We start from the raw sequence: 14,356 nt of genomic DNA on the forward strand, positions 1-14,356 counted from the left end.
TTTACCGACCGGTCGGCGGGTTGCCGATCACACCCGGATATTGGTATTGAAGCGGCTCGTCAAACACGACATAGTCGAGATTGACCATCAGGAGAAGAATGCGACGGCCGGTTGAGCGCTCACTGATAATGATATGATCGCGGCCAGCGGCTTCGATTACGCCAGTGAACACTTTGGCGTTCCACTGCGAGTTATTTTCATAAGTCATGTAAAAGGTGCCGGTTTTGCCTAGATTCAGACGAAGAATGTTCTCAACGTAGGACTGCTCGAATTGAGGCATCGGCATGACGGCGCCTCCCTGCGTAATTTGGCTCCCGCTTGAAACTTGTGGCGGTACATTTCCGGTATACCCTGCGGTTCCACGGCTTGGTACGCCCGGATAACGAACTCCATTCATGTAATTCACAGGTGGCACGCCTTGATTAAACATAAGTATTCCTCCTTCTATATGCCCGCAAGATGCGGTGGTTTACAGAATAAATCAAAACACACTCGGACAATCGGCGTAGGACGGGGTGAAGAAGCAGTGCGCCTTGAAACGCCCTGTATTCTGCTGATTGTACCAGGTTGCCGGGCATTCTCCAGCCGGGCGGAAGAACCAGAGGGCGTTAGAAGCAGGCCAGATTCGTTCCCCGTTGATGACTCGTTGAGCAAGCCGCCGATCTCTATCCCGGGCTCTTTGATAAAAGTATCCCTTTTGTGTGGCTTCAAATCCTCCCGGGTTTTGAAACACCATTTGGTTCATGGTGCGGATGCCTTGAAAGTCCAAGCAGTTGGAGCGAATGCGATTTACGCCGACATTCCCCACCATGAGCATCCCCTGCTCTCCTTCGCCCTCCGCCTCTGCGCGAATGAGTCTAGCCAGCAGATCCACATCGTTTGAGTTGACATTGATGACTGCCACAGATTTCCCCTCGCTTCCTTGATATCACTCTGTATCGTATGTGCATTCGCCCAGAAATGTGCCTGTGCTCGCAAAATTTTTGCTGGAATGGTTTGAGCGGGGAGTTGTGTAAATTCATGCGCGGTCAGGGGACCAACAGCATAACCTTGATCCCGTTTATGTACCATTTCCGCCGGTATTCATTTCGCTGAGGCACAAGGGAATTTTCGTTCCGGATAGGGCGCTCACTTGAAATACTCGCTGCTGCTCCGTCCAATTTAGATCTTTGCTAGCTAACTTTTACGGCGCACACTCATACCTGGCAGATGACCTTCACAACAAATCATTTGTAAGCTACGCATTTACCTTGCCCGGAACAGAATGCAATTTCATATTCATTTACTTGGTAAACTAAATGCAGTAGAATGAAATCAAGTAAATATTGCAGAGTATTACCGTTAGCGAAGAACGCCTCGAAAGTTCCGTCAGGAACAATCGAGGCTTTTTTTGTACTCTGATTGAAAAGGAGGACATTATGATTAGCTTTGAAGATAGGTTCAATTTATTTCTCAAGGAACAAAAAAGCACAACCGACAAACGCCGCCTTGAAATGCTGAATCGGGATATGACAGGTACTAAGCTTCTAATTAAGAATGTTGTCTTGCCAGTCCTCGGCACCCTTCAAGGAGTGGATCTGGAGTATCGAATTAAGAACTCCGCGGGTGTGTCATTGTTTATCGATGTCTTTTATACTCCGCTTCGGCTTGGTTTGGAATGTGAGGGATTCGCTGCGCACGCCGAAACGATAACCCGTGAACGGTTCAGCTTCGAAAGAAGCAAAATTCGAACCATGGCAGCGCTCGGGATATCCTACCTGCCATTCAGCATGGATGATATCGAGAAGCGCCCGGAGACTTGCAGAAACTCATTGGCCGATATTCTTGATTACTACAGTCACACCATGCCCAAAATAGCAGAGTTATCCTTATATGAACGAGAGGCCATGCGATATTTCAGCACGTTACACACCCCATTCGCCCTTGCGGACGTACGGCGACACTTCAAAATTTCTCGAAACAAGTCTATTAAAATCATGCATAGTTTACTCGCTAAGGGGCTTATTAAACCGCTTAATCCAAATGCAAAACGCTATCACCGATATACACTAGCCGATGATGCGACCCACTACATGAAGTAAGTTTACTTTTAGCGGCACGCAAGATGCACACACAAGTCCCTATTGAGGACTTGCCGCGCCTGCGGAGCTCCCTTTCACCCGCACACGTCCCTTTTTGCAGCTAGAATAAAAAGTGGACACCCCTTAGTGATAAAACGATAATGAAACAAAGCAGACGAAAGGGTGTCAAAAATATGAGTGGTAACAGGCAGCATTATAACGAGACATTTAAGCGTGAAACCGTAAAGTACGTGCAAGAACAGTCGAAGACGCTGGAGCAGATCGCCGATGAGTTGAACATTAATCCAGGCACATTACGCAACTGGGTCAAAAAGTATCGAGCATTCGAGCACGAGCCTGTCAATCATGGGGAAACCTTACGTCAGCAAACCCAACTTATCGAAGACCAAAAACGCGAAATTGATGATTTGAGAGAAGAAATTGCGATTCTAAAAAAGGCCATGCACATCTTCAGCAAAGAAAAGAACTAAGGTTCCAGTTTATCGAAGATCATCGCTCCGAGTTTCGATTGGAGAAGATGTGCGTTCTCTTTCACGTGTCTCGGAGCGGTTATTACAAATGGCGTACCTCTGAAGCTTCTGAACGGGAAAAACGTAAGGCAACGCTGGCTGAACGTGTGAAATGGCACTTCTATGACTCCGATGAAACCTACGGCAGTCCCCGAATACGAAACGAGCTGGTGAAGGAAGGATGGACGGTATCGGAACGTACGGTGGGCCTCATTATGCGCGAACATGGCCTTCGTTCATGCATGGCCCGTAAGTTCCGAGTGGTTACGACCGATTCCAAGCATGATCTCCCGATTGCCCCTAACGTGTTGGAACAAAATTTCAAAGCCACAAAGCCCAACGAAAAGTGGGTCGCTGACATCACGTACATCCCCTGCCGCCAAGGGAAACTCTACCTTGCGAGCATCCTGGATCTGTACACCAAACAAATCGTCGGTTGGAAGCTAAGCGATCGGATGACCACAGACCTTACCCTCGATGCCCTAAAGATGGCGTATGCTGCTAAGAAGCCTCCGAAGGGATTGATTCACCATTCCGACCGCGGTTCGCAATATGCCGCTAAAGAGTACCGTGAACAGTTGAAGCAATTTAACATGAAGCCCAGTATGAGCCGCAAAGGAAACTGCTACGACAACGCCTGTATTGAAGCGTTTCACAGTATCCTAAAGCGAGAATTCATTTACAGCAAACCTAAGTTTAAAACAAAAGAGGAAGCCGGGCAGAAGCTGTACCGGTACCTTGAATTTTTTTACAACCGAAAACGTTCTAACAGTACGATTGGGTATATGTCCCCGGTGCGTTTTGAGCAGTGCTATTACGAGTGCATAGCTTAGCTTAGAGGTGTCTACTTTCTTGACAGAAGAGCAATTGAGGACTTGCCGCGCCTGCGGAGCTCCTTTTCTCCCACACAAGTCCCTTTTGAGGACTTGCTGCGCCTGCGGAGCTCCCTTTCTCCCGCACAAGTCCCTTTTGAGGACTTGCTGCGCCTGCGGAGCTCCCTTTCACCCGCACAAGTCCCTATTGAGGACTTGCTGCGCCTGCGGAGCTCCTTTTCACCCGCACAAGTCCCTTTTGAGGACTTGCCGCGCCTGCGGAGCTCCCTTTCTCCCGCACAAGTCCCTATTGAGGACTTGCCGCGCCTGCGGAGCTCCCTTTCACCCGCACACGTCCCTTTTGAGGACTTGCTGCGCCTGCGGAGCTCCCTTTCTCCCACACAAGTCCCTTTTGAGGACTTGCTGCGCCTGCGGAGCTCCCTTTCTCCCGCACAAGTCCCTTTTGAGCATGAGCGTTGCATAAATCTTTACATCAGCAATCACTTGGATGAAATCTGAATAAGAACAATTAATTTACAGTTGTTTTTTCGAGAATTACACCAAAAGATCCAACACTTTCTTAAATGTAGCTACGTTTTCCTATAAAATGTATTTTGTGCAAGATTTTTGTTTCCTAAGTCACTTTGCTTGTTTTAAAAATGCCAATGCTCGTTCGTAATTCAGGTACCTTCCTTGGTGCACCGCGTGGCTTTCCAGAAGTTGTTCGCGTAGGTGCTCGAAACAGAGCATTCAAGAACTGGGACCACGGATGATACATGTGAATTCGAAACAATTCAAGGACACGCCAAACGCTTTTCTTGGTTTCTAGACGTAGCTGCATATACTGTGCCAGCACGTAAGCGATCAGCGCAAGGTAAATCTGGTTCCATATCGCTTGCGGCTTATAGCTGTGCAGTTTTTTTAGGCGCAGATGCTGCTTTATCCATTTAAAGAAAAGTTCAATAAGCCATCGGCATTTGTAGATATGAGCTACTTCTTCGGCCGTTATGTCCTGTCGAGAGGTAAGTAGGCGATAAAAGCGCCCCTGCTCATCATAAAACTCTACGAGCCGGACTCGTTCCTTCATCTTGCGCCAACCGCTACCTACGTTCACAAGAGCATCTCGTGTGATCGGACTTCCTGGAGGGATTTCTCGTTCCTCCACAACATGGATTGAGGTGCGATCTCTCATTCGCATGACAAATTGAATGCCGCGCTCCATCCAGTTATCCATGTTTTTGTAGCTATCATAACCACGGTCCATGACATAAGTTGCCGCCTGCTCGGTGACCAGTTCGACCGCCCCGGCTCGGTCGCCTACGTTTAAAGTCGATGGGATGACAGCGTCCGGATATACCACTTCGGGTGAAGCGGCTACGAGCCGCACATGCAGCTTTACCCCGCTGGAGGTATGCGAAACTCTGGCCCAATCCCCAAGTACCAAGGGGAGTGTGATTTTCGACGAATCAATGAGTGCCAGAGGTCCAATGGTTGAAGAAATGCCCTGCTGGTGAGCCGTCAGCTTCTGGACACGGGCAACGCTATGGAGAAAAAGCATGTGCAAGATTTCCGTCGGGATTTCGCTGAGTTTCCGTGACAATTGGGCTGCGCTGATGCTGGGCAGATCGAGGATGGACCGAATGTCAGAATGTGCATAAATTTGTTCTTCCATCTCGATATAGCTTTGCCAATGGTTGAGCTGAGCCAGAATGAAAATGAGAATGCTTTTGTTGATGGTGAGCTTCTTGGCGTAGCGATCGGCATGAAGGAGTCGATCGTGTACATCCAAAGGCAGTAAAGAAAGCAGTTGACGAACGACAGTGTTTTGGGTTACGTTATCCATGGTTTGGACTCCTTTTTAGAGGTCGTGGACAACGTGCTACGTCTTCTAAATTAGGAGCCTTTTTTTGTTTTGTCCATGAAAAAGATACAGGTAGTTACAGAAATAGTAACTTCAGCAAAAGTTGTGATAGGTTTTATGCAACGCTCATGCCTTTTGAGGACTTGCTGCGCCTGCGGAGCTCGAAACAAGGGTCTGGAACTTCACACCTCTAAAATGATACAAACAAAAACCTCCTCTCGAACGGAACACCCGTTCAAGAGGAGGCTCTCTAACCAATTATTAAGGTACTAAAGACAATACGGTCAATCAGACTATACAATCATTGAAACTCTACAATTACTGAGACTTTATCATACTGAGGCTTTGCGATCCCTGAGATTTTACCACTACTGAGCATTCGATCACTGCAAACAATTTCAAATGGTATCCACAAGCTTTAACAACAATCGCAAACATCACGATTCCTAAGCAAACACATCTCAACTCACGAGAATCCTAAGTCTGAAACAGCCGGATGTGTTATCCGATTCCCCGTGACCTTACGACACCTGCAAACGATACTTGTACTGAAAGCTGTACTCCCCAGAGCCGGCTTGGACTACGACATCCTCTTCACCAGCGCTAATCGAAAGGATGCCTGCCGCTTGGCTTAGCGGCACGCCCCCGCCCTCTGTAATGCTTGCAGGATCGGTTGTACCCGGCAATCGAACCTCAGCCGTCGCATTCGGCGGAATGGTTACCTCCACCTGCATAAGGCCGTCGGCCTCCTCCAGCCTCCAGAACGACCGCACTGGCCCGTACATGGTATTGATCGAGCCCTCCGCCCATGTCAGGCCCGGTCCCGGGATAGGAGCTATTACCATGTGCTTATACCCTGGAGAAGCCTCCACCGTTTGGATGCCGGCCACAGTCCGGTATAACCAATCGCCGATGGCGCCGTATGCATAATGGTTGAATGAATTCATGTCGCTGCTCCAGAAGCTTCCGTCTTCCTTAATGCCGTCCCAATGCTCCCAGATGGTTGTCGCGCCTTTCGTGACTGGGTACAGCCAAGATGGAAAATCTTGCTGCAGAAGCAGCTTGTAGGCTGCTTCGTGCATGCCATGTTTGCTTAATGCATGGCTGATGTAAGGCGTGCCGACAAACCCTGTCGTCAAGTGGAACTTGCTCTCTTCAAGCAGGCGGTGCAGCTTGGCCGCCGCCCGCTTCTCCGCCGGCTCATCCAGCAGATTGAAGAAGATCGCGAGCACATGCGCCGTTTGAGTGGAAGCGGCAAGCCGTCCGGCAGGCGTCACGAATTCCTCCCGGAACGCCTTCACTACATTGCTGCGAAGATCGGCATACTTCCGGGCGTCATCCTCTTTACCCAGCACAACTGCCGTTTTCTGAAGCAAATCCACCGAATAGGCGTAATAAGCCGAAGCGATAATGTCCCGCTCCGTTGCGCCGACATAGTCGCCCGATTTGGCATCAAGCCCCAGCCAATCTCCAAAATGAAACCCCGTATTCCATAAAAACTCCTGCTCGCCCTGCGCTTGAATATATGACACCCATTGCTTCATGCTCTCATACTGTCGCTCCAGGATCCGTCCATCGCCGTAGCTGACATAAACCGTCCATGGGCAGATCACGGCGGCATCTCCCCATGCCGCAGATCCGAACGAATCACCGAGAATATTGGGCACCACGAACGGAACCGCCCCATCCTCCCGCTGATCATGAGCCAAGTCGGACAACCACTTGGTAAAGAACGGTGCCGTATTCGACAGGAACGCGGCGGTCCGGATGAACATCTGCGCATCTCCCGTCCAGCCGAGACGTTCATCGCGCTGCGGACAATCCGTCGGGATATCCAGGAAATTCCCCTTCAAGCCCCAGCGGATATTGCTCTGCAGCTGATTGACAAGCGGCTCGGAGCAGCGAAACGTCCCCGTCTCTTCCATATCGGTATGAAGAACGACGGCTTCGAACGCCTCCATATCAATGGGTTCCGGGAACCCCGCGAGCCGAACGTACCGGAATCCTTGGAACGTAAACCGCGGGGCATACGTTTCAGTTCCCTCACCTTTAAGCGTATAAGAAATAGTCTGTTTCGCCGTCCGAAGATTTTCGGTATAAAAATTTCCGTCTGCATCCAGCACCTCGGCATGCTGCAACGTCACCAACGTTCCTGCCGGACCCGCAACACGAAACCGGACCCAGCCAACCAAATTCTGTCCGAAATCAAGGACAGTGTCTCCTTCGGGGGTCGTGACCACTTGTACCGGGCGGATCGTTTCGATCGCACGTACAGGTTCATTGATCTGAGGCTTCAGCATATCGTACCCATGATCAATCACCTCAGCGGCCTGCCACCCACCGTTTTCATCATCCCCAGTGCTCCATGCGGGTATCTCCAACCGGGCATCGTAGGTTTCCCCATGATAGAGCTCCGACATCAGGATCGGTCCCGGCGCAGCCATCCAACTGGAATCGGTTCCGATGATCTCCTTCCGGCCATCCTCGTAAACGACGTGAAGCTCAAGCAGAAGCGCGAGCCGGCTCCCGTAGATATTGCGACCGCCCTGCCATCCTAAATTGCCTTTATACCAGCCGTTACCCAGCCATGCGCCCATGGCATTATTACCTTGCTTCAGCATCCGGGTTACATCAAAGGTTTGCGTCTGGATCGTATGTGTGTAACTCGTCCAACCCGGCGTAAAGTATCTGTCTCCTACCCGCTGTCCGTTCATTTCCAGCTCATACAGCCCAAGCGAGGTTGCGTACACTCTAGCCTCCTTCACGGCGGCCTCAAGACGAAAGTCTCGCCGCAGCAGCGGCAGTTGAGTCGAATCCTCCGGGATTAGAGACAAAGGGGCTGCAATCCATTGACCATCCCATGCATCCCCTTCCAGCTTGCCCATTTCCCAATAGGAGGTATCCGACCATTCGGAGCATTCCCCTTCTTGATCCCAAACCCGCACTCTATAGTAATAGCGCTTACAAGATACTGCCTCGAAATTGCTGAGTTCAACATGAACCGACTGCGCCGAATCCACCTTCCCTGACTTCCAGCATGGGATCGTAAACTGCTCGTCCTCGGCCACTTCAAGCTCATAAGCCTTTTGCGAGACAGCCCGCTTATCCGATTGCAGCCGCCAGCTTAATCTTGGATGTCTCTCCCCGATGCCAATCGGATGATGCCAATATTCGCACCGAAGATCCGTCACTTCCAACATGTTCATACCTCCGTTCATGAGTGATGTACGCGTTTTTGAATGTTTTTTCAGATAAAAGTTTCCTCGTTAGACTCCTCTGCAAGGAGAGGCTCAACTTCCATTATAGGGATTGCTATGTTCAGTATTGATTGTAAAAAGGACATTTAGATGAGGTATAATGGACATAATTTACGATAATGAATAAGGGGCGACAAGCCATGAAGCGACCGATGGAAACGTACCGCGGAGACTATTTTTTCCGGCAGGGTGCCATGGTATTTGTGAATCGGAGCTCGGAAAGCTTCTCGGTTTCTTACCATAATCATGACTTTTTGGAGATTGCCTACATTGCGGAGGGAGAAGGCTTTCATCACATTGAGGATCAGGTGCAAAAGGTCCGCAAAGGGCAGCTGTTTTTCATCCCGCTCGGCGTGCCTCACGTGTTCAGGCCCACCTCCGCTAACGGAAAAACGCTCATTGTCAACAATTGCATCTTCTCGGTCCTTCTCCTGCCGAAGCTGATCGCCTTTGTGTCGGATCCGGGCATTGTCTCCTTCTTGAAGCAGATGGAGGAGGGGGTTCTCGGTCATCTCTCCGTTGCGGACCGAAATGATCGCTTCGAGCAATTATTCGATGCGCTGTATGAGCAGAATGCCAGGTCCATGTCCGGCTCCAATGATTACCTGCATGCGCTTCTGCTGCAGCTTATTATCGAATTGAAACGAGCCAAAGCCGAGCTCGAACCTGCCGGATCCATGCCGGCAAACGATCATTCCTTTCAGGATGTCCTGCAATACGTGGAGAACCATTATATGAAGGAGCTGACGTTAACGCATCTTGCGCATGCGAGCGGCTTCAGCGAGCGTCATCTGCAGCGCTTGTTTCTGCAGTATACCGGGATGACATGGCATCATTACCTGCAGACGGTTCGCATCCGTATGAGCCGCAGGCTGCTGCGCAGCACATCGTCCAAGATCAGTGCCGTTGCCGAGCAGGTCGGATATCAAGACATCCATTCCTTCAACAGGGTATTTAAGCGGCGGATGGGGCTTACCCCGGGACAATACCGTAAAGATATTCGTCGCTCCATGGAGACCCGGGGACTGATGGACCCTTTTTAAATGGAGTATCTACGTGAAAGCGGTCTTAAAGGGCTCGCACTCTCCCTGATTTTTTCAACATGGCGACCATGTTTATGCTTCACCGCATCACAATATACGAGCTTATGTAACGCAATCAGAGCGGAAAAATGTCGCCGTGCAATAGGCGTCATTTCCGCTCTGATTGGGAATGCCTTTTTCTACTCCCCGCGGGATTCGTGGATCTCCCCTTCCTGTTTCAAGATTTGAGGTTCCCCCGCGTAATTGCCCATCCGTTGAAGGTTATCCCGAAGACTCTCCTGCAAAGTAACCCGCATGCTCCCGAGCCCAATCGGTGAACGTTCTGGCAGGTGTGCCGGTAACCTGCTCCACTGTGAAGTTGACGGTATAGGCCTCGACCGGCGGATGCTTATGCCAATTGATGACGTAGTCAATAATCTCTTCCTCAACGCCCATCTTTGCCATGCGTGCACGTTCCTCTGCTTCCGTTAGCTGAACGAACCGGATGTCCTTACCAATGACTTTGCTCAGAATGTCCACTTTCTGGGGAACGGTCAGAACCTCGGGTCCGGTGAGCGAATACGTTTTACCTGCATGACCGTCTCTCGTCAAGGCCGCAGCTGCAACACGACCCACATCTCCTTCATGGACGGAAGCCTGTAAAGAATCCCCGAATAGATCCCGAACGACGCCTTCCGTTTGAATGGACTCCTTCCAACTAGACACATTGGACATAAAGTCCACCGGCTGCAGCTGCGTCCACTCCAAGTCGCTTGCTTCAACGGCCTGCTCAATCGTTCCCTTCCTTCCATCCCACAGGATGGTCACGCGCTTTACGCCGGCTTTCTCAGCCATCCGTATGATCTCATCCCCTGTCGTAAGCGGAATATAACCTGCCCCGGTCGTTATTAAATGCAGGGCGGTTACGCCACGAAGCGCTGGCGCCAACGTTGCCGGATCGCTAAGATCACCTGCGAATACTTCAACCTCCGAAGGAAATTTAGCCAAAGCCGGATTCCGGGTCAGCGCTCTTAAGCGGTGCCCTTCGTTCAGCAGCTCTTGGATAAGTTGACGGCCCACTCTTCCCGTCGCGCCCGTAACTAAAATAGTCATTGTAATCCTCCTCTTATATTCGGTTTGAGCACTTATGTGTGACTCACTCCACCAAAATTCCACCAGCAGCCTGCTCATGTTAAAACCGTTTCGCCTCCATGACGACCTTCCGCATTCCCTCTTCAATAAGGGTTGCCCCCCGGTCGGGGAACTGATGATGTCCTTCGATGATGACGGTCGAAATGTTCGTAATTCCGAAGAAATTCAAATGATTTTTAACGAAACGAACGGCCATTTCGGACGGGGCATCCTCCCCATATACACCACCCCGTGCATTCAGCAGCACAGCTTTTTTATCCGACAACAGTCCAACAGGTCCTGCCTCCGTGTATCTGAATGTTTTACCCGGAAGATGCATGAGGTCCAGGTACGCATGAAGAACGGAAGGCACGCTCAAATTCCACAGCGGGAACGCTATGAGGATTTTGTCAGCGGAAATGAACTGCTCCAGATGCTTCTCCACAATGGAACGGATATGCTTTTCTTTCCCGCTTAGCTCCTTCCCGGTGGCCGATTTGTAATTAGCCTGGATCATATCCCAGCCCAGCAGCGGCAGCTCTTGCTCGTGCAAATGAACCTCGACTATCGTGTCCTCCGCATGCGTCTGCTTGTAATACTTCAAAAACGCCTCATACATTTTGACGCTGACAGACTCCTCCGCCGGACGATCATTTCCTTTGACGAATAATACGGTACTCATCCCTGTTTCCCTCCGGTATCTAGATTTGTATAAAGAAATCCTGTGAAGTGCTTATCTCTATTAAATCGAAAAATCCAGAGCGGAACGTCCAGCACGAGTCTAACCCTGGCATACCAAAAAGGCCTTATCCGAAGATAAGACCTTGATCTACGACCTTAGTCGTATAAGGATTTATGTCTTGAACCATCCATTTTTGATTGCGTACAGCGCGGCTTGGGTCCGATCCTGGACTTCCATTTTACCGAGGATATGCGAAATATGCGTCTTGACCGTCTTCTCGGTAATATGCAATGCAGCCGCAATTTCCTTGTTGCTTCGCCCCATCGTAATTTGCTCCAGCACATCCCGCTCGCGGGCAGTCAGGATGTGGATGCCTTTGGCCGCTTCGTCGCCTGTTGCCACATGGGCGATCAGCTGATTCGTCACTTGCGGATGGAGCGTGCGGTTTCCGTTCATTGCCGCGATGATTGTCTCAACCAGCACCCTAGGCTCGATATCCTTGAGCTGGTACCCGATCGCTCCTGCTTTAATCGCCGGCAGAACTGAATCACGGTCGGCAAAGCTGGTAAGTATAATGACCTTCATTTTGGGAAAACGGGCCATAATTTGCTTCGTCGCTTCAATCCCGTCCATTTCCGGCATTACCAGATCCATCAGAATAACGTCAGGCTGCAGCAGCTCGGCTTTTTCAAGCGCCTCGAGCCCGTTCAGTGCCTGGTCCACGATTTCGATCATGGGCTGCGTCTGCAGGAAATATCGCAAACCTCTTAATACTACCAGATGATCATCCACGATCAATACCTTTATCTTATTCATCCGTTCCCTCTTTCCTGGCCTGTAGAGGAACCGTCACCGTAAGAACGGTCCCCATGCCTTCCTCACTGCTAATGCTTAAGGTGCCGTTGATTTCCTCAGCCCTCTCCTTCATGCTGGTGAGCCCAAGCGAACGCTGCTTTTTCTCGATGGTCCCCGGGACGAATCCCCGTCCTTGATCCGAGATTTTCATGAATACATTGGAGCCTTCCCGCGCAATCCGGATCCAGGCACGATTCGTGCCCGCATGCCTGCTGATATTGTTAAGCGCCTCCTGTCCGATCCGGTACAGCGCCTCTTCCACTTCCTTCGCCAGCTCGGGGAGCTCCTTCATGAGGAAAGTGATCTGGATGCCCAGCTTTTCAGCATAATCCTTTAGGGAGGACAAGATCCCGCTTGCTTCCCCGAATGGACGCAGCTGCCAAATAAGCGAGCGCATTTCTGCGAGCGTCTCTTGGGCTAACTGCCCGATATCATGGATCGCTTCTGCGGTATTCGGATCCTCGATCAGCGTCCGCTCGCGAACCCCTTGCGCTAGGAGCGATAAGGAGAATAGCTTCTGGTTGACCGAATCATGGAGATCACGGGCAAGACGATTACGCTCCTCAGCCAGAAGCAATTCCTGCCATTCGTAATAAATGCAAATTTTCTCTATTGCAAGTGAGATATGCTCAGCAAGCATCTCGAGAATTTCCATTTCCAGCTCGCTGAACGGCACGCTATCCCGCCCGATGAAAAGCACGCCTATAGATTCCTTGGTCTGAAAAGTGCGCTCCTGATGGGTTAACGGCAGGGCCGCCGAATGGGGATGGGGCCCAATACCAGGCAGAACCCGTACAGGACCTTCATGGGCTACGACTCGCTGCTCAGCAAAAGCTCGATGGACGATTCCTTCACCCTTGCCGGACTTTCGCGTGCTTTTACGGACCGGCTTCATGGGGCTGTGCGTCACACCATGATGACAAAGGGTATGCAGGTAAAGCTCATCATCTTTCTCGGCCGTAATCAAGGCGACGCTCGGCCAGTCAAAGGAGGCGCACAATTGCTCGACGATCGCCGTATACATCCGATTTAAATCGTTGATCTTCCACAGATATCTGGTCACCCTCGTTGCTTTCGCATAATAATCAACAATGAAGCGGGCCATGCTGCTCACCGCCTGCTTCTCCCTCAGTTCATACAATCTGGCCCGCTCGACAGCGGTTCCGATCTGGTAAGCGACCGATTGCAGGAGCGCAAGCTCGCTTTCCGAAAAATGCTCTTTGCCTGGAGAACCCACATTGAGAATCCCGATACGGTTCCCTTGCACTGTCAGAGGGATCGTCGCATGGTGCGTTAATTGATGAGTTTCGCCCCAGTTCTCTTTAATTGCATTATGCAGCCGCTCACACTCAATGATCGTAACCGGCTCTGTCAGGCTGCCGGACCAGTACATTCGAAGACATAGACAGTCGCCGCAGCGCATAGGCTTCTTCCCCTCCCAAGTTAAGGCAGGGGGCAAATGACGGTCTGCCATCATGCTGTACTCCGGTTTATCGCCGGCCAGAAACAGCCAGCCCGTTTCAAGCTGAGTCAAAGCCAGCAGCTTCTCAAGCGTAGTCTGCAGCATTTGCACCATGTCGCTGCTTTGGTTGAGCGTCTCTGCGATGGTCTTAAGGATCGTAAGCTCTCTTACATGCTGCTCCGGATGCTCTAACATAAAGGCCACACCTCGTCTATCGGAAAATAGTAACTTATAATAAATAGGGATCATTTCATTCGAATTTGGAAAAGGAAGTTTCATGCTGATAGCGAAGTAGTATTCGAAAGTGAAGTTGATAACACGGTCAGCACCCATTTTAAGATGAAGGAGCTAAAGGCAATGACAACCTCAAGCAAAAATAAAAGGACATGCAGCCAAGGCCATACTTATTATAAAAGCAGCGATTGTCCGACCTGTCCCATTTGCGAGCAGGATCTAAAGCCTGAAAACGGATTTCTCTCCATGCTCTCGGCACCTGCAAGACGGGCCTTGGAGAATCACGGAATCACGACCTTGCAGGAGCTGTCGAACTACAGCGAGAAGGACATTTTGAAGTTTCACGGGATGGGACCCGCTTCACTGCCGAAGCTGCGAACGGCTTTGGAAGCCAGCGGTTTATCGTTCAAAGAGTAGCAACGGAATATGCCTGCCTGAATCTCATTGTCT

The 14,356-nt window shown here is 50.5% G+C and carries 13 protein-coding genes; 5 read left to right on the plus strand and 8 right to left on the minus strand.

Annotated features, from left to right (window positions below; all coding sequences use genetic code 11):
* Position 1 precedes the first annotated feature (1 nt).
* Positions 2-430 carry a spore coat protein GerQ gene (gene gerQ, locus NST44_RS23630; RefSeq protein WP_007130405.1) on the minus strand — a complete coding sequence of 143 codons (429 nt, stop codon included), beginning with the start codon at positions 428-430 and terminating at the stop codon, positions 2-4.
* 51 nt (positions 431-481) lie between these two features.
* Positions 482-904: a cell wall hydrolase gene (locus tag NST44_RS23635; protein ID WP_007130406.1), complete on the minus strand. Its 423-nt coding sequence runs from the start codon at positions 902-904 to the stop codon at positions 482-484.
* A 514-nt stretch (positions 905-1,418) separates the two neighbouring features.
* On the opposite strand from NST44_RS23635, the gene NST44_RS23640 reads away from it, so the two are divergent.
* The 3 genes from NST44_RS23640 to NST44_RS23650 all read left to right on the plus strand — a co-directional run bounded on the left by NST44_RS23640 (position 1,419) and on the right by NST44_RS23650 (position 3,423).
* Positions 1,419-2,081, plus strand: coding sequence for a hypothetical protein (locus NST44_RS23640; protein ID WP_007130407.1), 663 nt, complete (start codon positions 1,419-1,421; stop codon positions 2,079-2,081).
* Between the two features lie 173 nt (positions 2,082-2,254).
* Complete coding sequence (locus NST44_RS23645; RefSeq protein ID WP_007129247.1) at positions 2,255-2,551, plus strand: transposase; 297 nt, start codon at positions 2,255-2,257, stop codon at positions 2,549-2,551.
* A gap of 11 nt (positions 2,552-2,562) precedes the next feature.
* The gene (locus NST44_RS23650; protein WP_244152709.1) at positions 2,563-3,423 is read left to right on the plus strand and encodes an IS3 family transposase; all 861 of its coding nucleotides are present in this window, start codon (positions 2,563-2,565) and stop codon (positions 3,421-3,423) included.
* Between the two features lie 613 nt (positions 3,424-4,036).
* On the opposite strand, the gene NST44_RS23655 is transcribed toward NST44_RS23650, so the two are convergent.
* Together NST44_RS23655 and NST44_RS23660 are read right to left on the minus strand one after the other, a co-directional pair.
* Positions 4,037-5,245, minus strand: a complete 1,209-nt coding sequence (locus NST44_RS23655; protein WP_213617303.1) for an IS4 family transposase — start codon at positions 5,243-5,245, stop codon at positions 4,037-4,039.
* A 539-nt stretch (positions 5,246-5,784) separates the two neighbouring features.
* Complete coding sequence (locus tag NST44_RS23660) at positions 5,785-8,463, minus strand: glycoside hydrolase family 78 protein (RefSeq protein ID WP_340900760.1); 2,679 nt, start codon at positions 8,461-8,463, stop codon at positions 5,785-5,787.
* Between the two features lie 197 nt (positions 8,464-8,660).
* Between NST44_RS23660 and NST44_RS23665 the strand changes: the two genes are divergently transcribed.
* On the plus strand, positions 8,661-9,563 hold the full coding sequence (locus NST44_RS23665; RefSeq protein WP_028403476.1) for an AraC family transcriptional regulator: 903 nt from the start codon (positions 8,661-8,663) through the stop codon (positions 9,561-9,563).
* Between the two features lie 261 nt (positions 9,564-9,824).
* Here the strand turns inward: NST44_RS23665 and NST44_RS23670 are convergent, their stop codons facing one another.
* From NST44_RS23670 to NST44_RS23685, 4 genes are all read right to left on the minus strand, one after another.
* Complete coding sequence (locus NST44_RS23670; protein WP_007130067.1) at positions 9,825-10,655, minus strand: NmrA family NAD(P)-binding protein; 831 nt, start codon at positions 10,653-10,655, stop codon at positions 9,825-9,827.
* A 79-nt stretch (positions 10,656-10,734) separates the two neighbouring features.
* Positions 10,735-11,355, minus strand: coding sequence for an FMN-dependent NADH-azoreductase (locus NST44_RS23675; protein WP_340900761.1), 621 nt, complete (start codon positions 11,353-11,355; stop codon positions 10,735-10,737).
* A gap of 171 nt (positions 11,356-11,526) precedes the next feature.
* A complete protein-coding gene (locus tag NST44_RS23680) occupies positions 11,527-12,171 on the minus strand; it encodes a response regulator (RefSeq protein ID WP_007130065.1) in 645 nt (214 codons plus the stop codon).
* A complete protein-coding gene (locus NST44_RS23685; protein WP_007130064.1) occupies positions 12,164-13,867 on the minus strand; it encodes a GAF domain-containing sensor histidine kinase in 1,704 nt (567 codons plus the stop codon). The genes NST44_RS23680 and NST44_RS23685 overlap by 8 nt, the downstream gene beginning before the upstream one ends.
* A gap of 162 nt (positions 13,868-14,029) precedes the next feature.
* Here NST44_RS23685 and NST44_RS23690 point away from each other — a divergent pair, with 162 nt between their 5' ends.
* Positions 14,030-14,323 (plus strand): RNA polymerase alpha subunit C-terminal domain-containing protein, encoded by a 294-nt coding sequence (locus NST44_RS23690; protein WP_340900764.1) that lies wholly within the window; start codon positions 14,030-14,032, stop codon positions 14,321-14,323.
* Positions 14,324-14,356: the final 33 nt, after the last annotated feature.

Source organism: Paenibacillus sp. FSL W8-0919, assembly GCF_038003785.1.
In the GTDB taxonomy this organism is placed as follows: domain Bacteria; phylum Bacillota; class Bacilli; order Paenibacillales; family Paenibacillaceae; genus Paenibacillus_AQ; species Paenibacillus_AQ lactis.